This window comes from Pseudomonas sp. NPDC096925, from assembly GCF_044762545.1.
GTDB lineage: Bacteria > Pseudomonadota > Gammaproteobacteria > Pseudomonadales > Pseudomonadaceae > Aquipseudomonas.
This window is the reverse complement of the sequence record NZ_JBIWEM010000009.1, coordinates 211,416-233,889: the sequence shown is the minus strand read 5'-3', so window position 1 is coordinate 233,889 and position 22,474 is coordinate 211,416. Positions and strand designations below refer to the sequence as shown.

Annotated in this window: 20 protein-coding genes; 17 read left to right on the top strand and 3 right to left on the bottom strand. The window is 62.5% G+C overall.

The window, feature by feature from the left end; genetic code table 11:
* Nucleotides 1-494 precede the first annotated feature (494 nt).
* Nucleotides 495-1,715, bottom strand: a complete 1,221-nt coding sequence (locus ACIQYU_RS23130; protein WP_207831560.1) for a CaiB/BaiF CoA-transferase family protein — start codon at nt 1,713-1,715, stop codon at nt 495-497.
* Nucleotides 1,716-1,729: 14 nt separating this feature from the next.
* The gene (locus ACIQYU_RS23125; protein ID WP_016712875.1) at nt 1,730-2,911 is read right to left on the bottom strand and encodes an acyl-CoA dehydrogenase; all 1,182 of its coding nucleotides are present in this window, start codon (nt 2,909-2,911) and stop codon (nt 1,730-1,732) included.
* Nucleotides 2,912-3,073: 162 nt separating this feature from the next.
* On the opposite strand from ACIQYU_RS23125, the gene ACIQYU_RS23120 reads away from it, so the two are divergent.
* The 10 genes from ACIQYU_RS23120 to ACIQYU_RS23075 all read left to right on the top strand — a co-directional run bounded on the left by ACIQYU_RS23120 (nt 3,074) and on the right by ACIQYU_RS23075 (nt 12,877).
* On the top strand, nt 3,074-3,973 hold the full coding sequence (locus ACIQYU_RS23120) for a LysR family transcriptional regulator (RefSeq protein ID WP_207831558.1): 900 nt from the start codon (nt 3,074-3,076) through the stop codon (nt 3,971-3,973).
* A gap of 436 nt (nt 3,974-4,409) precedes the next feature.
* Nucleotides 4,410-5,531: a Re/Si-specific NAD(P)(+) transhydrogenase subunit alpha gene (locus ACIQYU_RS23115; protein ID WP_015268506.1), complete on the top strand. Its 1,122-nt coding sequence runs from the start codon at nt 4,410-4,412 to the stop codon at nt 5,529-5,531.
* 11 nt (nt 5,532-5,542) lie between these two features.
* Entirely contained in the window at nt 5,543-5,857 is a 315-nt protein-coding gene (locus ACIQYU_RS23110; protein WP_003256966.1) for an NAD(P) transhydrogenase subunit alpha, read from the top strand.
* A 2-nt stretch (nt 5,858-5,859) separates the two neighbouring features.
* The gene (locus tag ACIQYU_RS23105) at nt 5,860-7,296 is read left to right on the top strand and encodes an NAD(P)(+) transhydrogenase (Re/Si-specific) subunit beta (RefSeq protein WP_063912395.1); all 1,437 of its coding nucleotides are present in this window, start codon (nt 5,860-5,862) and stop codon (nt 7,294-7,296) included.
* A 186-nt stretch (nt 7,297-7,482) separates the two neighbouring features.
* Nucleotides 7,483-8,976 carry an acetyl-CoA hydrolase/transferase family protein gene (locus ACIQYU_RS23100; protein WP_024087961.1) on the top strand — a complete coding sequence of 498 codons (1,494 nt, stop codon included), beginning with the start codon at nt 7,483-7,485 and terminating at the stop codon, nt 8,974-8,976.
* 371 nt (nt 8,977-9,347) lie between these two features.
* On the top strand, nt 9,348-9,563 hold the full coding sequence (locus ACIQYU_RS23095) for a DUF1127 domain-containing protein (protein WP_003256968.1): 216 nt from the start codon (nt 9,348-9,350) through the stop codon (nt 9,561-9,563).
* Between the two features lie 305 nt (nt 9,564-9,868).
* Entirely contained in the window at nt 9,869-10,186 is a 318-nt protein-coding gene (locus ACIQYU_RS23090; protein WP_025337247.1) for a DUF2388 domain-containing protein, read from the top strand.
* Between the two features lie 88 nt (nt 10,187-10,274).
* On the top strand, nt 10,275-10,568 hold the full coding sequence (locus tag ACIQYU_RS23085) for a DUF2388 domain-containing protein (RefSeq protein ID WP_233688238.1): 294 nt from the start codon (nt 10,275-10,277) through the stop codon (nt 10,566-10,568).
* A gap of 36 nt (nt 10,569-10,604) precedes the next feature.
* A complete protein-coding gene (locus tag ACIQYU_RS23080) occupies nt 10,605-10,925 on the top strand; it encodes a DUF2388 domain-containing protein (RefSeq protein ID WP_015268501.1) in 321 nt (106 codons plus the stop codon).
* Entirely contained in the window at nt 10,922-12,877 is a 1,956-nt protein-coding gene (locus ACIQYU_RS23075) for a DUF4105 domain-containing protein (RefSeq protein ID WP_207831554.1), read from the top strand. Before ACIQYU_RS23080 ends, ACIQYU_RS23075 begins: the two co-directional genes overlap by 4 nt.
* 126 nt (nt 12,878-13,003) lie before the next feature.
* Here the strand turns inward: ACIQYU_RS23075 and ACIQYU_RS23070 are convergent, their stop codons facing one another.
* Complete coding sequence (locus tag ACIQYU_RS23070; RefSeq protein ID WP_233688236.1) at nt 13,004-13,405, bottom strand: GFA family protein; 402 nt, start codon at nt 13,403-13,405, stop codon at nt 13,004-13,006.
* A gap of 268 nt (nt 13,406-13,673) precedes the next feature.
* On the opposite strand from ACIQYU_RS23070, the gene ACIQYU_RS23065 reads away from it, so the two are divergent.
* From ACIQYU_RS23065 to ACIQYU_RS23035, 7 genes are all read left to right on the top strand, one after another.
* On the top strand, nt 13,674-14,981 hold the full coding sequence (locus ACIQYU_RS23065) for a CitMHS family transporter (protein ID WP_207831550.1): 1,308 nt from the start codon (nt 13,674-13,676) through the stop codon (nt 14,979-14,981).
* Nucleotides 14,982-15,052: 71 nt separating this feature from the next.
* On the top strand, nt 15,053-15,823 hold the full coding sequence (locus ACIQYU_RS23060) for a TerC family protein (protein WP_207831548.1): 771 nt from the start codon (nt 15,053-15,055) through the stop codon (nt 15,821-15,823).
* Between the two features lie 343 nt (nt 15,824-16,166).
* Nucleotides 16,167-17,825 carry a Na/Pi cotransporter family protein gene (locus ACIQYU_RS23055; protein WP_207831545.1) on the top strand — a complete coding sequence of 553 codons (1,659 nt, stop codon included), beginning with the start codon at nt 16,167-16,169 and terminating at the stop codon, nt 17,823-17,825.
* Between the two features lie 30 nt (nt 17,826-17,855).
* The gene (locus tag ACIQYU_RS23050; RefSeq protein WP_333956818.1) at nt 17,856-19,259 is read left to right on the top strand and encodes a pitrilysin family protein; all 1,404 of its coding nucleotides are present in this window, start codon (nt 17,856-17,858) and stop codon (nt 19,257-19,259) included.
* A gap of 150 nt (nt 19,260-19,409) precedes the next feature.
* Nucleotides 19,410-20,432, top strand: a complete 1,023-nt coding sequence (locus tag ACIQYU_RS23045) for a DUF5924 family protein (protein WP_207831540.1) — start codon at nt 19,410-19,412, stop codon at nt 20,430-20,432.
* 114 nt (nt 20,433-20,546) lie between these two features.
* Nucleotides 20,547-21,686, top strand: a complete 1,140-nt coding sequence (locus tag ACIQYU_RS23040) for an ABC transporter permease (protein ID WP_207831538.1) — start codon at nt 20,547-20,549, stop codon at nt 21,684-21,686.
* A complete protein-coding gene (locus ACIQYU_RS23035; RefSeq protein WP_207831536.1) occupies nt 21,683-22,474 on the top strand; it encodes an ABC transporter ATP-binding protein in 792 nt (263 codons plus the stop codon). The genes ACIQYU_RS23040 and ACIQYU_RS23035 overlap by 4 nt, the downstream gene beginning before the upstream one ends.

The following is a 22,474-nucleotide window of genomic DNA, read 5'->3' as shown; positions in this document are numbered from 1 at the left end:
GTCACTTGTGATGCTGATAATCTTTGTGACTATCAGTCCGTACTCACAAGCACCCACACGAATTGCTTGATTCGATTTGTTAAAGAGCGTTTGGTCAAGAGCTTTTCGTCTCAACCGAGGCGCGCATTCTACGCTTTCCTCATTTGCTGTCAAGCGTTTATTTTGAAGTTTTTGCGAGAAACTCGTTTAGCTTCAAACACTTGACTCGCTGCGATCTCTCGTAGCGGGAGGCGAATCATACAGCGTTTAGAAACGCTGTCAACCATCTTCTCAACCACTGCCGATCAGGCGACCGAAGCACTCCTGATACTACCTGAATCGCTTAACTAATTGATTTTCAAGAAGTTTTGCGCTTCGACTACGTCAGAAGTGGGGCGCATTATAAGGGGATTCGAAACCGCGTCAACCTTTAATTTCAAGAAACACTGGTATCGCTGAAAAGCAAAGCGGGGAGGCCTGACGGCCTCCCCGCTTTTCACCAAGGCCACACGCCCTTAAAGCACGCCAGCACTGCGCAGCCGTTGCACCTCATTGGCATCCAGCCCCAATACATCCTCCAGCACCACCTCGGTATGCTCACCCAGCAGCGGCGGCGCCCGACGGTACTCCACCGGCGTCTCCGACAGCCGTATCGGGCTCGCCACCTGCGGCACACTTCCCGCCAACGGATGCGGAATGCTCACCGCCAACCCGCGCGCCAGCACCTGCGGGTCCTGGAACATCTGCGCCAGGTCGTTGATTGGCCCGCACGGCACCCCTGCAGCCTCCAGCTGGCTCACCCACTGCGCCGTGGTCTTGAACACCGTGGCCTGGCGGATCAGCGGAATCAGCTCGGCCCGGTTGGCCACCCGCAGCTTGTTGGTAACGAAGCGTGGATCGTCCGCCCATTGCGGCTGCCCGGCCACCTCGGCGAACTTGCGGAACTGGCTGTCGTTACCCACGGTAAGGATGAAGTCGCCATCCGCCGTCGGAAAATCCTGATAAGGCACGATATTGGGATGCGCATTCCCCAGGCGACGAGGCGGGTTGCCCGTGGTCAGGTAGTTCATGGCCTGGTTCGCCAGGCAGGCCACCTGCACATCGAGCAACGCCATGTCGACATGCTGGCCCACCCCGGTCTGCTCCCGATGGGCGAGGGCAGCGAGGATCGCCACCGTGGAATACAGCCCGGTCAGGATATCGGTCAGCGCCACCCCCACCTTGACCGGCCCCGCACCTTCTTCACCCTCCGGACGGCCAGTCAGGCTCATCAGCCCGCCCAGCCCCTGGATCATGAAGTCATAACCCGCGCGCTTGGCATAAGGCCCGGTCTGGCCAAACCCAGTGATGGAACAATAGATAAGCCGCGGGTTGATCGCCTTCAGGCTCTGGTAGTCCAGGCCATAGGCAGCCAACCCACCCACCTTGAAGTTCTCGATGACGATATCGGACTTCGCCGCCAGTTCACGCACCAGGCGCTGCCCCTCGGCCTGGGTGAAGTCGATGGTCACCGAGCGCTTGTTGCGGTTGGCCGACAGATAATAGGCCGCCTCACCGGTGTTCTCACCCTCGGCATCCTTGAGGAAGGGCGGCCCCCACGAGCGGGTATCGTCACCACTGCCAGGGCGCTCGACCTTGATCACATCGGCACCAAGGTCAGCGAGAATCTGGCCAGACCAGGGGCCGGCCAGCACGCGAGAAAGGTCCAGCACCCGCAGATGTGATAGCGCGCCCATGGACTGGCTCCTTATCAATAGAAGGCCTGGATACCGGTCTGCGCACGCCCCAGGATCAGTGCATGCACATCGTGGGTACCTTCATAGGTGTTGACCACCTCCAGGTTGACCAGGTGACGGGCCACACCGAACTCATCGGAAATGCCATTGCCACCCAGCATGTCACGCGCCATGCGGGCAATATCCAGCGCCTTGCCGCAGGAGTTGCGCTTCATGATCGAAGTGATCTCCACTGCAGCCGTGCCTTCGTCCTTCATCCGCCCCAGACGCAGGCAGCCCTGCAGCGCCAGGGTGATTTCGGTCTGCATGTCGGCCAGCTTCTTCTGGATCAACTGGTTTGCAGCCAACGGACGGCCGAACTGCTGACGGTCCAGGGTGTACTGACGCGCGGTGTGCCAGCAGGCTTCGGCGGCACCCAGTGCACCCCAGGAGATGCCATAGCGGGCAGAGTTCAGGCAGGTAAACGGGCCTTTGAGGCCGCGCACATCCGGGAAGATGTTTTCTTCTGGCACGAACACGTTGTCCATGACGATTTCGCCAGTGATCGAGGCGCGCAGGCCGACCTTGCCGTGGATCGCCGGAGCACTGAGGCCTTCCCAACCCTTTTCCAGGACAAAGCCGCGGATATCACCCGCATCATCCTTGGCCCAGACCACGAATACATCGGCGATCGGGCTGTTGGTGATCCACATCTTGCTACCGGTCAGGCGGTAGCCGCCATCGACCTTCCGGGCACGGGTGATCATCGAACCCGGGTCGGAGCCGTGGTTGGGCTCGGTCAGGCCAAAGCAACCGATCCACTCGCCGCTGGCCAGCTTGGGCAGGTACTTCTGCTTTTGTGCCTCGGTACCGAACTCGTTGATTGGCACCATCACCAGCGACGACTGCACGCTCATCATCGAGCGGTAACCCGAGTCGATGCGCTCTACCTCGCGAGCAATCAGGCCATAGCACACGTAATTCAGGCCACTGCCACCGTATTGCTCGGGAATGGTAGCGCCCAGCAACCCGACCTCACCCATTTCACGGAAGATCGCCGGGTCGGTCTGCTCATGACGGAAGGCCTCGAGCACACGCGGGGCCAGCTTGTCCTGGGCGAACTGATAAGCGCTGTCACGCACCATGCGCTCTTCTTCAGTGAGCTGCTGATCGAGCAGCAGCGGGTCGATCCAGTTGAAGCTTGCTTTACCGGCCATGAGCGAAATCCTCGAAATAGGGGGCAGTGTTCTTGTGCCTTTGAGCCTAGGCCTGATCGGCCGCCGGGACAAACGAGGATTGCGCACCAATTAGTGATAATTTGTCACTTCGTAAATCGGCAAAACGCCATATTGACAGCCTTACGAGTGAGGTTGACGTACATGCGCCGCAAGATCCCCAGTACCGCCGCCCTGGTTTGCTTCGAGGCGGCGGCGCGCAACGAGAGCTTTACCAAGGCCGCCCAGGAACTCGCCCTGACCCAAGGCGCCGTCTGTCGTCAGATAGGTAGCCTGGAAGCCTTCCTCAATGTGGAACTGTTCCGCCGCTCGCGCCGCGGCGTGAAGCTGACCGAAGCCGGCCTTTCCTACAGCCGTCAGGTGGCCGCCCAACTGGACGCAGTAGAGCGCGACACGTTGTCGGTAATGCGCCAGCAGGGCGCCAACGTGATCGAATTGGCCGTGGTACCCACCTTCGGCACCCAGTGGCTGCTACCGCGGCTCAAGGACTTCCAGCAGCGCCACCCGGAGGTCACGGTCAATCTCACCAACCGCACCCGGCCCTTCCTGTTTGCCGACACCACCTTCGATGCTGCCATCTACTTCGGCGATGCCGACTGGTCCGGCACCCAGTCGCACCGGCTGATGGGGGAAAACCCGGTACCGGTGTGCAGCCCGGCGCTGCTGGGCGGGCAGGGTGCGCTCGACGCGCAGCGCATTGCACAATTGCCACTGCTGCAGCAGAGCACGCGCCCCTATGCCTGGCGGCAGTGGTTCGGCAGCGTCGGCATGAATGTGGAGCGCGACATGACAGGCCCGCGCTATGAACTATTCTCGATGCTCGCCCAGGCGGCCATGCATGAGATGGGCATCGCGCTGATTCCGCCGTTCCTGATCCAGCGCGAGTTGGAGGAGGGTAGGCTGGTGGTCGCTAACAGGCATGCCCTCAGTAGTGACAAGGCCTACTATCTGATGATTCCGGAGCGCAAGGTGGAGTCGGCTTCGCTGCGCGCCTTCCGCGACTGGCTACTGAGCCAGGCTCAGGCGTACACGGCGAAGACTTAGGGAAGCGCGACAAATTGACCCCGTAGTCAATTATTTTAAACACCTACAGATATATGTATTTGTCGCATCTACATAAACTGTTATGCAGGTGCAAAAATCCTCTTTAATCCTGCTTACGGCGCGGCTTTGCGGGTTATTTTGCGACATTCACCAAGCCGTAAGCGAATTGACCGCAAAATTTTTGATTTTTTCTCCTACTCTGCCAATAGCCTATGTTTGACGCGCTGCAGCCTGACCGTTGCGACATACGGTCACAGGGTGACTTGTAGTTTTGACTTCGTTTCGCTCCAGAATCGGTTGAAGGCCCCCGGCTTCGTCTGCAAAATGCTTCGCCCGCCCGGAATTCGGCGGGTCGGCGCTCCACAGCCGCCCCAGCGCACCATCCGAAGTGCGCTGGCTTTTACAAAGACAAAAGGTCACCGCAGGAGAAATAGTCGTGCACATTGGTGTTCCTCTCGAGACGCAGACCGGTGAGACAAGGGTCGCTGCGACCCCGGAAACCATCAAGAAACTGATTGGCCAGGGCCATCAGGTCACCGTCCAACGGGGGGCAGGGCTCAACGCCAGCATTCCGGACAGTGCCTATGAGGCCGTGGGCGCTTCCCTGGGGAGTGCAGCCGATGCCTACGGCGCCCAATTGGTGCTCAAAGTGGTCGCTCCCAACGACCAGGAACTGGCCCTGATCAACAGTGGCAGCCTCCTGGTGGGCATGCTCAACCCCTTCAACAGCGAGCTGATTGGCAAGATGGCCGAGCGCGGCATTACCGCGTTCGCCCTGGAAGCCGCGCCACGCACCTCGCGGGCGCAGAGCCTGGACGTGCTGTCATCGCAAGCCAACATCGCCGGTTACAAGGCGGTGTTGCTGGCTGCCCATCACTACCCACGCTTCATGCCCATGCTGATGACCGCCGCCGGCACCGTAAAGGCCGCGCGCGTGCTGATCCTGGGCGCGGGCGTTGCCGGCCTGCAGGCCATTGCCACGGCCAAGCGCCTGGGTGCGGTGATCGAGGCGTCCGACGTACGCCCGGCCGTGAAGGAGCAGATCGAGTCGCTGGGTGCCAAGTTCATCGACGTGCCCTACGAAACCGATGAGGAGCGCGAGTGCGCCGAAGGTGTTGGCGGTTACGCTCGGCCAATGCCGGCCAGCTGGATGCAACGCCAGGCCCAGGCCGTGCACGAGCGCGCCAAGCAGGCGGATATCGTCATCACCACTGCGCTGATCCCGGGGCGCAAGGCACCGACCCTGCTCAGCGCCGAAACCGTCGCGCAGATGAAGCCCGGCTCGGTGGTCATCGACCTCGCAGCGGCCCAGGGTGGCAACTGCCCGCTGACCGTCGCCGACCAGGTGGTACAGGAGAACGGCGTGATCATCGTCGGCCCGACCAACCTGCCGGCCCAGGTGGGCGCCGATGCCTCGGCGCTGTATGCCCGCAACCTGCTGGACTTCATGAAGCTGCTGTTCGACAAAGACGGCGCGCTGGTCATCAACCTCGAAGACGACATCGTCGCGGCCTGCCTGATGTGCCGTGATGGCCAGGTCGTCCGCAAGAACGGCTAAGGAGCACGACAATGGAAGACATGCTGATTTCCCACGGCATCTACAACCTGATCATCTTCGTGCTGGCCATCTATGTGGGCTACCACGTGGTGTGGAACGTCACCCCGGCGCTGCACACGCCGCTGATGGCCGTGACCAACGCCATTTCGGCGATCGTCATCGTCGGCGCCATGCTGGCCGCAGCCCTGACCGTGACCCCGGCCGGCAAGCTGATGGGCACCCTGGCGGTGGCCCTGGCCGCGGTCAACGTGTTCGGTGGCTTCCTGGTCACCCGTCGCATGCTTGAGATGTTCAAGAAGAAAACCAAGAACGAGGCGCAGAAGTAAGCATGAGCATGAATCTGGTAACGCTCCTCTACCTCGTCGCCTCGGTGTGCTTCATCCAGGCGCTCAAGGGCCTGTCGCACCCGACTACCTCGCGGCGCGGCAACCTGTTCGGCATGATCGGCATGGGCATCGCCATCGTCACCACTGTCGGCCTCATTTATAAGCTCGGGGCTGAGCTTGCGACTGCCGGTATCGGCTACGTCATCGTTGGCTTGCTGGTCGGCGGTACCGCCGGTTCGATCATGGCCAAGCGCGTAGAGATGACCAAGATGCCGGAACTGGTCGCCTTCATGCACAGCATGATCGGCCTGGCTGCGGTGTTCATCGCCATCGCCGCGGTGCTGGAACCGCAATCGATGGGCATCGTTGCCGCCATGAGCGACCCGATCCCCACCGGCAACCGCCTGGAGCTGTTCCTCGGCGCGGCCATCGGTGCCATTACCTTCTCCGGTTCGGTGATCGCCTTCGGCAAACTGTCGGGCAAGTACAAGTTCCGCCTGTTCCAGGGCGCACCGGTACAGTTCGCCGGCCAGCACAAGCTGAACCTGATCCTCGGCCTGACCACCATCGCCCTGGGCCTGCTGTTCACCTTCACTGGCCACTACAGTGCCTTCACCCTGATGCTGGTCCTGGCCTTCATCATGGGCGTGCTGATCATTATTCCGATCGGGGGCGCCGACATGCCGGTGGTGGTGTCGATGCTCAACAGCTATTCGGGCTGGGCCGCGGCCGGTATCGGCTTCTCGCTGAACAACTCGATGCTGATCATCGCAGGCTCCCTGGTCGGCTCGTCCGGTGCGATCCTCTCGTACATCATGTGCAAGGCGATGAACCGTTCGTTCTTCAACGTCATCCTCGGTGGCTTCGGTGGTGATACCGATGCCGGCGCGGCACAAGGCTCGAAAGAGCAGCGCCCGGTGAAGTCCGGTTCGGCCGACGATGCTACCTTCCTGCTCAGCAACGCCGACAGCGTGATCATCGTCCCGGGCTACGGCCTGGCGGTGGCCCGCGCCCAGCACGCACTGAAGGAACTGACCGAGAAGCTGACCCACAACGGCGTAACCGTGAAGTACGCGATTCACCCGGTGGCGGGCCGTATGCCCGGGCACATGAACGTGCTGCTGGCCGAGGCCGAAGTGCCGTACGACCAGGTGTTCGAGATGGAAGACATCAACGCCGAGTTCGGCCAGGCCGATGTGGTGCTGGTGCTGGGCGCCAACGACGTGGTCAACCCGGCGGCGAAGAACGATCCCAAATCGCCAATCGCCGGCATGCCGATCCTCGAAGCGTTCAAGGCCAAGACCATCATCGTCAACAAGCGCTCCATGGCCAGCGGCTACGCCGGCCTGGACAACGAACTGTTCTACCTCGACAAGACCATGATGGTGTTCGGCGACGCCAAGAAGGTCATCGAAGACATGGTCAAGGCGGTGGAGTGACACCTGTCGCTGCAAACCAGCTGATATAAAGGAAGCCCCGGTCAGAATCTGCCGGGGCTTTTCTTTTATTGATCCGGATCAACGGCTCTATTCCAAGCCTTCTCATACGACCATGGTCGCGGGACGGCAAGGGGCGAAGTCTCTAGACTGCGCTGCAGTAGTTTCAGTAGCCCGAGATAACAATCCATGTACCGTGATCGTATCCGCTTGTCCTCCCTGCACAGCAAGGTAATGAGTGCGGCTGATGCCGCTGGTCTGATCGAGGACGGCATGACCGTCGGCATGAGCGGCTTCACCCGCGCCGGCGAAGCCAAGGCCGTACCACATGCACTGGCCGAACGTGCCAAGCAGTCGCCACTGAAAATCAGCCTGATGACCGGCGCCAGCCTGGGCAACGACCTGGACAAGCAACTGACCGAGGCCGGCGTGCTGGCTCGCCGCATGCCGTTCCAGGTCGACAGCACCCTGCGCAAGGCCATCAACGACGGCCAGGTGATGTTCATCGACCAGCACCTGTCGGAAACCGTCGAGCAACTGCGCAACCAGCAGCTGAAGCTGCCGGACATCGCGGTCATCGAAGCCGTGGCCATCACCGAACAAGGCCATATCGTACCAACCACCTCGGTGGGCAACTCGGCCAGCTTCGCGATCTTCGCCAAGCAGGTGATTGTCGAGATCAACCTCTCGCACAACACCAACCTCGAAGGCCTGCACGACATCTATATCCCGACCTACCGCCCGACCCGCACGCCAATCCCGCTGGTCAAGGTCGACGACCGTATCGGCAGCACCGCCATCCCGATCGACCCGGCCAAGATCGTCGGCATCGTCATCAGCGACCAGCCGGACTCGCCGTCCACCGTACTGCCGCCGGATGACGAAACCCAGGGCATCGCCGACCACCTGATCAACTTCTTCAAGAAAGAAGTCGAAGCTGGCCGCATGACCAACAAGCTTGGCCCGCTGCAGGCCGGTATCGGCAGTATCGCCAACGCAGTGATGTGCGGCCTGATCGAGTCGCCGTTCGAAGACCTGACCATGTACTCCGAAGTACTGCAGGACTCCACCTTCGACCTGATCGACGCCGGCAAACTGAGCTTCGCTTCGGGCAGCTCGATCACCTTGTCGACCCGCCGCAACGCCGACGTGTTCGGCAATCTGGAGCGTTACAAAGACAAGCTGGTGCTGCGCCCGCAAGAAATCTCCAACCACCCGGAAGTCGTCCGTCGCCTGGGCATCATCGGTATCAACACTGCGCTGGAGTTCGATATCTACGGCAACGTCAACTCCACCCACGTCTGCGGCACCAAGATGATGAACGGCATCGGTGGCTCGGGTGACTTCGCCCGTAACGCCCACCTGGCCGTGTTCGTCACCAAGTCGATTGCCAAGGGTGGCGCGATTTCCAGCGTGGTGCCGATGGTCAGCCATGTCGACCACACCGAGCACGATGTGGACATCCTGGTCACCGAGCAAGGCCTTGCCGACCTGCGAGGCCTGGCGCCACGCGAGCGGGCCCGGGCGATCATCGACAACTGTGTGCACCCAGACTACCGCGCGGCACTGAACGACTACTTCGATCGTGCCTGCCAGCGTGGCGGCCACACCCCGCACATCCTGCGCGAAGCCTTGAGCTGGCACGAGAACCTGGAAGAAACCGGGCGCATGCTGGCTAGCTGATCCAGATGTGGTACGGAACGGCGGCCCTGCTTCCGCTGTTCCGGGCTCTTCGCGGGCTTGCCCGCGAATGGGCCATAACAGTCAAACCCTTTCATCAACACCCCGCCGCAATTTGCAACATAATCTGTACTACTGTACTGGTGTTTTCACACCTTACTGGCTGAGAAATTCCCTTCCTCGAACCAAAACGCACCAAATAAGTGCTGACCAGTACAGTTACGCCAGTTTCGGGTGCAACAGTAGGGTTACACAGTTAACTGGACCATCGTCTTTCAACCGAACTGTATCTACTGTTATGGACGACAGAGGAGGATCATTGGCATCAGTTAAATCACTACCTAATCCCGCCATAAGCGGAAGGATGAAACATCATGGAACGTACCCTCAGTTCCGGTCTGGTTTTTGAAAGCAACGCCCAACAATCCAACGCTTCGCTGCCGCTGCGCGCTCTGTCCACCCTGCTGCTGTGGCAGCGCCGCATGGCCAGCCGCCGTCAACTGGCTCGCCTGGACGCCCGCCTGCTGGCCGACGCCGGTATCAGCGAGTCGCAGCGTTACGAAGAGCTGAGCAAGCCTTTCTGGCGCTAAGCTCCGGCTTGCCGGCTTCGGCCGGCACCGCGAATTCCCGAAACCCGTTGCAGGTGACTGCGACGGGTTTTTTGTTTGCAGGCCGCATGACAGAGCCTTTCCGCAAACTGACCAATACAGTTTGTGAAAAACAAAAATACACAGGTACAGTTCATGAGCGCGCTGTTCATTAACATCCAGAAACACCGGCGCGTGATACGCTTGGTGTAACAGTCTGGTAGAACGCACTGTTGAAAGTACCGCGACGAGCTGTGTGAGCGTCCGATAAACAGAACCACCCGACCCTAGTCCAGGAGTCCACGATCATGTCCCGCAAATACCTGATTGGCGCCGCTCTGATGCTGAGCCTGGCCGGCACCGCAAACGCCACCAGCTTCGTTGTCACCACTGACGCCGTCGTTGGCGCAGTGGCCGCGTCCACCGATGCCACTTCCGATATTTCCTCCTCGTTCCGTGACGACAAGATCGTCCAGGCCGCCCGTGACGACGCCGCCAGCTTCGTTGGCAGCCAGGGCGACATCCGCGGCGCCAAGCTGGAAAGCGCTTTCCTGCACATCCGCTCGCAGATGCCTGCCCTGCAGGCCAGCGATGCACAACTGGCCCAGGCCATCCTGGCGCTCTGACCCCGGCTGAACCGTTCAGCTGTGCTGGTCACTACCAGCACAGCCGTACTCACCTTTGCCGCCCACGTTTCCAGCTGTCGTAGAGCCCATGCGTTATCTGTTGCCGTTGCTGTTCTCCGTTGTTGGCGTGGCCAGCGCCCATGCCATGGATACCACCACGCAAGGGCTGGTCATCACCGGCTATGTCACCAGCCAGGTCACCACCGCACCGTTCGACCGCAAACTGGTCCGCCAGGCCCACGACGATGCCGCTGCCTTCGTCGCCAGCGACGGCCAGATCCGCGGTGCGCGGCTTGAAGCAGCGCTGGAATCATTACGCCACAATTGCGCACGGCAACGCGTCGGCGATCTGGAACTGGCGCAGGCAATTCTCGTCCAATAACTACATCTGACTCCCTGTATTTTTCGGAGATGCTCCATGCGTAAACCGCTGATTGCCGCTACCCTCGGCATGCTGCTGCTGGCCGACCTGGCCCAGGCACAGACCCTGGTGGCCACCAGCAATATCATCGTGCGGGCCTTTGGCCGTTCGATCGATTTCACCTCTGACACCACCACTTCGATCCGCGACTCCAAAGTGGTGCGCGAAGCCCATGACGACGCCGCCAGCTTTGTCGCCAGCAACGGTGAAATTCGCGGCGCCCAGCTCGAGGCCGCCTTCAACACCCTGCGCGAGCGCGTGCCGCAAGCGCGCGACGCCAGCGACCAGGTACTGGCCGAAGCCATCCTCGCGCTGTGAACCGCGTGCGCGCCTGGCTGCTCGGCTGCGCCCTGACGCTGCTCGGCACGCCCGCCCTGGCCGACCTGCAGCTCGCGCTGCAGGCGTCCGGCCTTGATTCGCAGCAGGCCCAAGCCACCCAGGCCCTGCTCGACGAGGCCCTGGGCAAGCTGCCCCCTCGCTTCAAGCAACAGCTGAACCGCCGCGTGCAGGTCAGCTGGAGCGACAACATGCCGGCCGACGCCTATGGCCAGGCATCGTTGGTGTCCACCCTCGAACTCAATCGCCGCCTGCTGCCCAGCCTCACCGATGGCAGTGCCGCCACCGAGCGCACCAACCGCCCGCATGGCACGGTGCGTGAAGAACTGCTGGCCACCGTGCTACACGAGCTCACTCATATCTACGACCGCGCCCGGCTGTGGCCCAACGCCGACAGCGCGCTGATCACCCGCTGCAAGCGCCAGCAAGGCACGTTGGGCAAGGTCGGCCTGCCCGAGGCATGCCGTGGCCAGGCCGAGCGCCGCTTTACCCTCAGCGACGACCCGCGCCTGCTCGACCTGGCCGGGTGGCAGCAGTACGTGGGCCGACGCGGCGAGCGCGAGCAGCACAACGGCCAGTTCGTGCGCAGCCCCGACAGCTATGAACTGAGCAGCCCCAAGGAGTACATCGCGGTCAACATGGAGTATTTCCTCCTCGACCCGAGCTACGGTTGCCGCCGCCCGGCGCTGAACCAGTACCTGCGTGAGCACTTCGGCTGGGCACCGCAACAGGACAGCTGCGCCAAAGGCCTGCCGTTCATCAATGCCGGCAGCGACTTCGCCCGCCAGCCGCTGGGCGAAATCGACCCCGAGCGGGTCTATGAGGTGGATTACCTGCTGGCCGAAGCCAACCAGAACCTGGTCAGCCGCTGGGGCCACAGCATGCTGCGCCTGGTGATCTGCAAGCCAGGCCGCCCACGCGGGCCGGACTGCCGCCTGGACCTCGACCAGAGCCTGGTGCTGTCGTACCGCGCCTTTGTCAACGATGTGCAGCTTTCCAGCTGGGACGGGCTGGTCGGCGCCTACCCCTCGCGACTGTTCGTGCTGCCGCTGGGCCAGGTGATCGACGAATACACCAAGACCGAGCTGCGCAGCCTGGCCTCGGTACCCTTGCGGCTCAGCCGCGAGGAGATCGAAAACCTGGTGCGCCAGGCCGCCGAAATGCACTGGAGCTACGACGGCAACTACTGGTTCCTGTCCAACAACTGCGCAGTGGAGTCGTTGAAGCTGCTGCGCAGCGGCACCGCCAACCCACGCCTGAACGACCTCGACAGCATCATGCCCAATGGCTTGCTGGCCGTGCTCAAGGGCAGGGGGCTGGCCGACACCAGCGTGCTCGACGACCCCCGCGAGGCGCTGCGCCTGGGTTATCGCTTCGACTCCTACCGCGACCGTTACCAGGCCATGTTCGAGGTGTTGAAGAAACAGTTGCCAATCAAGCAGGCCAAGGTCGAAGACTGGCTGGCTCTGGACGCCGAGCAACGTCGGGGCTGGTTCGCCCAGGCCGACCTGCGCACCAGCGCCGCCTTGCTGCTGCTTGAACAGGCCAGCTTGCGCCGGCAACTGCTGCTGGCCCAGGAAGAGGTCAAGCAGCGCTACCTGAATGCCGCCGCGCGGAACGATGGCAGCGTCAGCAAGGCCGATGCGACCCTCCGGCAGATGCTGGCCAACAGTGGCTTCCTCAGCCGCCCGGCAGAGTTGCTCGATAGCAAAGGCTACGGGCTGCCACAGCCGCAGGAGCGCAAGCACCTGGAGCAGGTCAGCAGCGAGCGGCAGGCGCAGTTGCTGCGCTTGAGCACGAGCCTGGACAAAGAGGTGAGGGCGCTGCTGGAGCCGTCGCGGGCCAGGGAAATTGCGGCGGTGGAAGCCAATGTGAAGCAGGTGGGCGAACATCTGCGGGCACTGCACAAGGCCGCCGGTGGCCTGCAATTGTAACGACCATTGTGCCGGCCTCTTCGCGGGCATGCCCGCTCCCACAGGATCTGTACAGCACCTGAGATCTGCGCCGCACCTGTGGGAGCGGGTTTACCCGTGAAAGGGCCGGCACAGACAGCACAAGGCCTACAGGTTCTCCTGCGCCTCCGAAGGCAAATCCTCATCCAGATGCAACCAAGGCAACCGGCTACCCACCCAGATATGCCGGTTGGCCCTGACCCGCTCCGGGTGGTCCAGGGTCGCCACCGTCACATCCACCGTGTCCGGGCTATGCGTGGTCAGCAGCGCTACATGCGCCCCGCAATGCCCACAGAAGTACCGGCTGCAACTGGCCGGCGCGACATAGCAGTTCGGCTCGCCCGCCAACCACCGGAACCCCGAGCGGGGCAGGGTGAGCCAGGTCACCACCAGCCCGCCGCTGACCCGCCGGCAGATCGAACAATGGCAGTGGGCAATGTCCGTCAGGTCGCCCTCCAACCGATAACGCAAGGCGCCACAATGGCAGCCACCCTCGGTCACCTCCTGCATCACCTACCTCTCGTCGCCTTTGCTTCGGCGAAAGCTGGCTGAAAGCTTGCCCTCATAGGATAGCCCCCCACTACCGGCACAAGACCGGTCAGCCAGGGCACCCGGTAACCACCGCGCCCGGCCCAATCAACAACAACAATGGTGATTCTGATGTTTTCCTGTGCCCGACTTTCCGTAGCCACCCTCCGCATGCTCCCCGCACAGCGCCATACGCGCTGATTCGCCCGAATCGACTTTCCTTTCGCCGCGCCACGCCTGGAGTACTGCCATGCTGACCTTCCTCGGCTTTGCCATGGTCATCACCTTCATGTACCTGATCATGACCAAGCGCCTGTCGGCCTTGATCGCGCTGATCCTGGTACCGATCCTGTTTGCCCTGTTCGGCGGTTTTTCCGCCAAGATCGGCCCGATGATGCTCGAGGGCATCAGCAAGCTCGCGCCTACCGGCGTGATGCTGATGTTCGCCATTCTCTACTTCGCCCTGATGATCGACTCCGGCCTGTTCGACCCGGCCGTGCGCAAGATTCTCAAGCTGGTCAAGGGCGATCCACTGAAAGTCTCCGTCGGCACCGCAGTACTGGCCCTGGTGGTCTCGCTCGACGGTGACGGCGCCACCACCTACATGATCTGCTGCGCCGCCATGTTGCCGATGTACAGCCGCCTGGGCATGAGCCCACGGATCATGGCCGGCCTGATCATCCTCGCTGGCGGGGTGATGAACATGACCCCCTGGGGCGGCCCGACCGCCCGTGCCGCCAGCGCCCTGCACGTGGACCCGTCGGACATCTTCGTGCCGATGATCCCGGCCATGCTGTTCGGCGTGCTGGCAATCCTTGCCATCGCCTACCTGTACGGCAGGCGCGAACGTGCCCGCCTGGGCGAGTTGCACCTGCCCACCGACGACATCGATCACAGCGAAATCACCGTTTCGCAGTACCCGGACGCGCGCCGGCCTAAACTGCTGTACTTCAACGGCGCCCTGACCGCTGCCCTGATGGTCGCGCTGATTGCCGGTGTGCTGCCGCTGCCGGTGCTGTTCATGATCGCCTTCAGCATCGCCATGATCGTCAACTACCCGTGCCTGCAGCAGCAGAAAGACCGCATCGCGGCCCATGCTGGCAGCGTGCTGGCGGTCACCGGGCTGATCTTCGCCGCCGGCATCTTCACCGGGATCCTGTCGGGCACCGGCATGGTCGACGCCATGTCCAAGAGCCTGCTGGCGGTCATCCCCGAGGCGCTGGGCCCTTACCTGGCAGTGATCACAGCGATCGTGAGCATGCCGTTCACGTTCTTCATGTCCAACGACGCGTTCTATTATGGCGTGCTGCCAGTGCTGGCCGAAGCCGCCAGCCATTACGGCATCAGCCCGGTGGAAATGGCCCGTGCGTCGATCGTCGGGCAGCCGGTACACCTGCTCAGCCCCTTGGTACCCTCCACCTACCTGCTGGTGGCCCTGGCCGGCATCGAGTTTGGCGATCATCAGCGCTTCACCTTGAAGTGGGCAGTGCTGGTGTGCCTGTGCATAATGCTCGCCGCGCTGCTGATGGGCATTTTCCCGCTGTTCAGTAGTCTTTAATAAACGCGTATTACCCAACGCGACGCGCCCCTGATCCGGACGCGTCGCCTTTACCGTTCGAAGGAAAACACATGGAATGGCTGACCAGCCCGGAAATCTGGGTTGCCTTTTTTACCCTTACTGCGCTTGAGATCGTCCTCGGTATCGACAACATCATCATGATCTCGATTCTGGTCAGCCGCATGCCCAAGCACATGCAGCCACGCACCCGGATCTTTGGCCTGGCCCTGGCCATGGTCACCCGTATCATGCTGTTGCTGTCGATCACCTGGGTCATGCGCCTTACCGCCGACCTGTTCGTGGTGTTTGGCCAGGGCATTTCCGGGCGTGACCTGATCCTGTTCTTTGGTGGCCTGTTCCTGCTGTGGAAAAGCTCGCAAGAGATCTACCACGGCCTGGAAGGCGAGGACGAGAACCCGGAAGAGCCGAAAGGCGCGGGTGGCAAGTTTTTCTATACCATCATCCAGATCGCCATCATCGACATCGTGTTCTCGCTGGACTCGGTGATCACGGCGGTCGGCATGGTGTCCCATGTACCGGTAATGATCGCCGCGATCATCGTCGCCGTGTTGGTGATGATGCTGTGCGCCGGCACCATCAGCGAGTTCATCGACAAGCACCCGTCGCTGAAGATGCTCGCACTGTCGTTCCTGATCGTGGTCGGTACCGTGCTGATCGCCGAAGCTTTCGACGTGCATGTGCCGAAGGGCTACGTCTACTTCGCCATGGCGTTCTCGCTGGCGGTGGAAGCCATCAACATCCGCATGCGCACCGCCCTGGCCCGCAAGAACGGCAAAGAGCATGAGCCAGTGAAACTGCGCAAGGACATTCCGGGTCAATAAGATCAGGAAGTGCAGGACACAAAGGGCCCTTCGGGGCCCTTTTTCATGCCCGGATCACTGAATTCTGCCGTTTGCTGTACTGGCCTCTTCGCGGGCACGCCCGCTCCCACAGGGATATCACAGGCCCTGAGGGTGGTGTGGTATCTGTGGGAGCGGGCGTGCCCGCGAAGAGGCCGGCACAGGCAATCATTCATTTCCCATGTGTTTCAAATCACAGACAGCCATGCGAAGCTGGCGACAGCTACGCAAAACAACTAAAGCTTTGAGTGAGCACTGAAAATTCTTCAAACGCTCACGCTTCTTCTCTTGGCCCGCTGGGCCAATGCAACAGGGGGCCGTCGCCATGCTGACCCTGCTCAACCTGCTCTCGGCCGTTACGCTTCTGGTCTGGGGCACCCACATCGTACGTACCGGCATCCTGCGGGTATTCGGCTCGAGCCTGCGGCGCATCATCGGCCAGAACATGAACAAGCGCCCGCTGGCGTTCGTCGCCGGCATTCTGGTCACGGCCATGGTGCAAAGCAGCAACGCCACTGCCATGCTGGTCACCTCGTTCGTCGGCCAGGGCCTGATGGCCATGACCCCGGCCCTGGCGATCATGCTCGGCGCCGACGTGGGTACCGCGCTGATGGCACGGGTGCTGACCCTGGACCTTTCCTGGCTGTCGCCACTGCTGATCTTCCTGGGTGTGATCTTCTTCCTCTCGCGCAAGCAGACGCGGGCTGGCCAGCTGGGCAGGGTAGGCATCGGGCTTGGCCTGATCATCCTGGCATTGGAGCTGATCGTGCAGGCAGCTACGCCGATTACCCACGCCCAGGGCGTGAAAGTGCTGTTCGCCTCGCTGACCGGCGACATCATGCTCGACGCACTGGTCGGCGCATTGTTCGCCATGATTTCCTATTCCAGCCTGGCCGCTGTGCTGCTCACCGCGACGTTGGCCGGTGCCGAGGTGATCAGCCTGCCGGTGGCCATCGGCCTGGTGGTCGGCGCCAACATCGGCAGCGGGCTGCTGGCCTTCATCAGCACCAGCATGCAAAACGCCGCCGGGCGCCGGGTGGCCCTGGGCAGCCTGCTGTACAAGCTGATCGGCCTGCTGCTGATCATCCCCGTACTGCACCCATTGGTGGGCTGGATGGACTCACTGAGCTTCAGCCCGCAGGAGCTGGTCATCGGCTTCCACCTGCTCTACAACACGCTGCGTTGCCTGATCATGCTGCCCACGGTCAAACCCATGGGCCGGCTGTGCAACGCCCTGCTGCCCGAACGGGAAAACGGCAACGGCCAGATACGCCCGCGCCACCTCGACACCTCGGCGCTGGAAACACCCAGCCTGGCCTTGGCCAACGCATCCCGCGAAACCCTGCGCCTGGGCGATATCGTCGACAGCCTGCTTGAAGCCATGCTCGGAGCCCTGCGTGGTACCCAGACTGCCTTGCCGCAGCAGGTCCGCGCTTTGGGCGAGGACGCCGAAGCCTTGTACAGCGCGATCAAGCTGTACCTGGCGCAGATGTCGCGTGAAGACCTCAGCGAACAGGACAACCGCCGCTGGGCAGAAATCATCGAGCTGGCAATCAACCTCAAGCTGGCCTGCGACCTGATCGAGCGCATGCTACGCAAGGTCCAGCAGCAGAAAACCAGCCAACGCCGGGAATTCTCCCAGGTGGGGCTGGAGGAGCTGACCGGCCTGCAGGAACAGTTGCTGGCCAACCTGCGCCTGGGCTTGTCGGTGTTCCTCAGTGCCGACCCGGAAAGCGCCCGCTTGCTGCTGCGGGAAAAACGCCGTTTTCGCGCCCAGGAACGGCGCCTTGCCCACGCCCATGTCAGCCGCCTGCAGCGCAAGGTAGTGCAAAGTATCGAGACCAGTTCGCTACACTTGGAGCTGATCGCCGACATGAAGCGGTTGAACTCTTTGTTCTGTAGCAGTGCCTATGTGGTACTGGGCGGCTCGGACACGGGCGGGCTGATGCTCGACAGCGTGCCGGACGAAGCCCGTCTGCCGTGATTTCGCCTACCTGAGGACCCGAGCTCGCCCATGCGTTGCCTGATGTTCGTTTGCCTGCTGATCTGCAGCCTGCCCTCATTCGCCCTCGACCGCTCGCGGGTTGAAGGTTACCTGTTGCCCAATGGCCTGCAGGTCATCCTGAAAAACGGCTATGAACGTGACCATGTGGCGATCCGCCTGGTGGTCGGCGTCGGCCTGGATGACTTCAATTGCGAGCAGAAAGAGCTGCCGCACCTGCTCGAACACCTGCTGTTCAGCGGCATCGACGAAACCGGCGAGGGCGGCCTGGAAGAGCGCCTGCAATCGCTGGGCGGTGAATGGAACGCCTACACCAGCAGCGCCGACACCACCTTCGTCATCGAAGCCCCGGCGCGCAACCAGCGCAAAATCCTTGACCTGCTGTTGGCGGTGATTCGTGACACCCGCATCGATGCCAAGACCCTGGCCACCGCCAAGCGCATCATCGAGCGCGAGGATGGCGGCCACTATGGCCACCTGCAGCGCTGGCTCGACCGCCAGGACATCGGCCACCCCGCCAGTGACCAGCTGGCCACCGAACTGGGCCTGAAATGCCCGGAGCGCTCCAACCTCGACGACATGACCCTGGAGCAGGTGACCACCTTGCGTGACCGCTGGTATGCGGCCAACAACATGACCCTGATCGTGGTCGGTGGTCTCGACCGCCTGCTGCCGGCCTACCTGGAGCGCACCTTTGGCGAACTGCCCGCCACCGAGCCGGAGGAACGCCGCACCCTGGAAAGCATCGGCCAGCAAGCTGAACAGCGCCGCAACCTGACCCGCGGCTGGCTGGGTGACAGCGTCAAGCTGCACTGGCTGTTCGTCGAGCCGGTGCTGGACAACGATCACCAGGCCACCCTCGACCTGCTGTCGCACTACCTGGACTGGGCGCTGTACGACCAGCTGCGCCTGCGCAACGGGCTGTCCTACGGCCCCTCGGCAAAACGCGAAAGCTTTGGCGACACAGGCCTGCTCAGCCTCAACGCCGACCTGGAGCGCGAGGACATCGACCAGGCGGTCGAGGTGATGCAGAAGTTGTTCGACCACCTGCGCAAGGAAGGCCTCGACCCGAACACCTTCGAGCGTATCAAGTACGCCAGCGTCGCCAAGGAAAGCTGGAGCACCCAGGGCAACAGCGCCTTGGCCGACTACTACTGGGGCGCGCTGAACGACTATAGCGACGGGCGTTTTGCCAACCCGGTGCGCAAGCTGCGCCAGGTCAGCCTGGCGCAGGCCAACGCGGCGCTGAAGCAGCTGCTCAAGGAAGATGGTTATGTACGTATCGAGAAGCCCTTGCTTGGCTACGATGAACTCTACGGGCTGGTTGCCTTGCTGTTGGGGCTGATCCTGGCTGCGGGGCTGTTGCGCTGGCGTCGGCATGGTCCGGAAAAGCCGAGCGGTGCTACACGCGAGTAGTGAAACGACGGTATCCTTTTGCCAGTACCGGCCTCTTCGCGGGCACGCCCGCTCCCACAAAGTGAGGTGGCAACCCGGACCCTGTGGGAGCGAGCGCGCCCGCGCGAAGAGGCCAGCACAGCCACCTCACCCATTCTGTTGTAGCCCCCAATGCCCCAAATCCCCCACATCGTCCAGCGCATCATCGAACTGCTCAAACGCTACCCCGGCATCATCGCGCTCTGCGGTTTCCTCTCCGGCATCGGTAGCTTCATCCTGGTCGACCGCCAGGCTGGCCTGGCCAGCTGGGTAGCCGTGCTCATGTTGGTCAGCTGGCTCTGGCTGATGCTGGAAAACACCCTCACCGGCCTGTTCGCGCGCACTTTCAACCGCGAAATCCCGCAGCCGCTGCTACGCTACGCTACGCAGATGATCCACCAGGAATCGCTGTTCTTCGTGCTGCCGTTCTTCTTCATCACCACCACCTGGAACAGCGGCCAGCTGGTATTCACCGGCCTGCTCGGTGCGGCCGGGCTGATTTCGATCATCGACCCGCTGTACTACAAATGGCTGGCACCGCGGCGCTGGCTGTTCCTGGCGCTGCACACCCTGACCCTGTTCGCCGCCCTGCTGACTGCGCTGCCGATCATCCTGCACCTGACCACCGCGCAAAGCTTCAAGCTGGCCCTGATCGCGGCCATGGCCCTGTCGTTCCCCAGCCTGGCCAGCAGCTTCCCGATCAACAACTGGCGCCGCGCCGTGGCCCTGGTGCTGGTCACCCTGGCGGTCGGCGGCGGGGGCTGGCTGCTGCGCTCCTGGGTACCACCGGCGACCCTGTGGATGACCGAGGTGGCGGTCAGCACCGAAGTGCTGAACCGCCAGCCGGGCGATTCGCTGCACGAAATAGCCGCCAGCCGCATCCGTAGCAGCGGCCTGTACGCCTACACCGCAATCAACGCGCCACGCGGCCTGAACGAACGGATCTACCACGTGTGGCAAAAGGACGGCCAGGAAGTCGACCGCATTGCTCTGGACATCCACGGCGGGCGCAAGGAAGGCTACCGGGCCTGGACCCACAAGCAGAACTTCCCGCCGAACCCGGTGGGCAAGTGGCAGGTGAGGGTACTGACCGAGGATGGGCAGGTCATCGGCGTGCTGCGCTTCAAGGTGATAGATGACGCGCAGGCGCAATGATTGAAAGGGGCCGCTTTGCGGCCCTCTGTCCTCAACAGACAGCACATAATCACCAAACAGCCCATGTCCGCTGCGCTATGATCAGCCCCTAAGCCTTAGCGCCGAGTCAGTAGCATGGAGCCGATGACCACCCCCAGCGCCACCCTGGACACCAGTAGCCAACCGGCCTGCCTGCGCATTACCGGTGACTGGACCCTGGCGCACTACGCCAGCCTCAAGCGTGAGAGCGAGCGCCTGCGCGCGCAGTACGCTGCCGCTGCCGATGCCGTCGCCGACCTCAGCCAACTGGGCCGCCTGGATACCGCCGGTGCCTCACTGCTGGCCGAACTGCTCGGTTCCGAACGCCTGTCACGCTGCACCCACGAGCTGCCCGACGCCAGCCGCGCACTGCTCAAGAACGTCTACTGCTCGGTGCAGGACTACTGCATACCGGTCAAGGAACCCGAGCGTAACGTGCTGCTGTTACTGCTGGAGCGCATCGGCTGCGCCGTCGGCGCCTTGTGGCAAGACACCCTGCAGGTGCTCGGCTTCGTTGGCCTGATCCTCGAAACCCTGCTGCGCCGCGCCCTGCAACCGCAGCGCTGGCGCTTCACCCCGGTGGTGGCGCACATCGAACAGACCGGCCTGGACGCCGCGCCCATCGTCGCCCTGCTGACCTTCCTGGTGGGCGCGGTGGTGGCCTTCCTCGGCGCCACGGTGCTGGCCGATTTCGGCGCGACCATCTTTACCGTCGATCTGGTGGCATTTTCGTTTCTGCGCGAGTTCGCCGTGCTGCTGACCGCCATCCTCATGGCCGGCCGCACCGCCAGCGCTTTCACCGCGCAGATCGGCTCGATGAAGGCCAACGAGGAAATCGACGCCATCCGCACCTTGGGCCTGAACCCCATGGAGCTGCTGGTGGTGCCGCGAGTACTGGCGCTGTTGATTTCGCTACCGTTGCTGACCTTCATCGCGATGATCTGCGGCATCGTCGGCGGCGCGGTGGTGTGCGCGCTGACACTGGACATCTCGCCAGCCATGTTCCTGTCGCTGCTACAAAGCGACATCGGCGTGCAGCACTTCCTGGTCGGCCTGGCCAAGGCACCGTTCTTCGCCTTTCTGATCGCTTCCATCGGCTGCCTGGAGGGCTTCAAGGTCAGTGGCAGCGCCGAATCGGTAGGGGCGCACACCACCTCGGCGGTGGTGCAGTCGATATTCGTGGTCATCGTGCTGGACGCGGTGGCCGCCCTGTTCTTCATGGAGATGGGCTGGTGAGTGGTCAGGAACGCGTGATCGAGGCCCGCGGCATCTGCAATCGCTTCGGCCGCCAGAGCGTCCACGAAAATCTCGACCTTGACCTGTACCGCGGCGAGATCCTCGCCGTGGTCGGCGGGTCGGGCAGCGGCAAATCGGTGCTGTTGCGCAGTATCATCGGCCTGCGGCGGCCCGACGAAGGGCAGATCAAGGTGTTCGGCCAGGACTTGGCCGGCCTGCGCGAAGAGCAGCGCTCACTGGTCGAGCGGCGCTTCGGCGTGCTGTTCCAGAAGGGCGCACTGTTCTCTTCTCTGACTGTCACCGAAAACGTGGCATTGCCGCTGATCGAGCACGCCGGGCTGTCCCGCGCCGATGCCGAGCACCTGGCCGGAGTGAAGCTGGCCCTGGCCGGGCTGCCGATCTCGGCCGCCGACAAATACCCGGCCTCGCTGTCGGGGGGTATGATCAAGCGTGCCGCGCTGGCTCGGGCCTTGGCACTGGACCCTGACATTCTGTTCCTCGACGAACCCACCGCCGGCCTGGACCCGATCGGCGCCGCCGCCTTCGACCAGTTGATCCTGACCCTGCGTGATGCCCTGGGCTTGTCGGTGTTCCTCATCACCCACGACCTCGACACCCTGTACACCATCACTGACCGCATCGCCGTGCTGTCACAGAAGAAGGTCCTGGTGGCCGGCCCGCTTGCCGAGGTCGAGCAGACCAACGACACCTGGATTCAAGAATACTTTCATGGCCCACGCGGGCGCGCAGCCGAGCAGGCCGCTACCCGTGCCGGGCAGGAGCGCTGA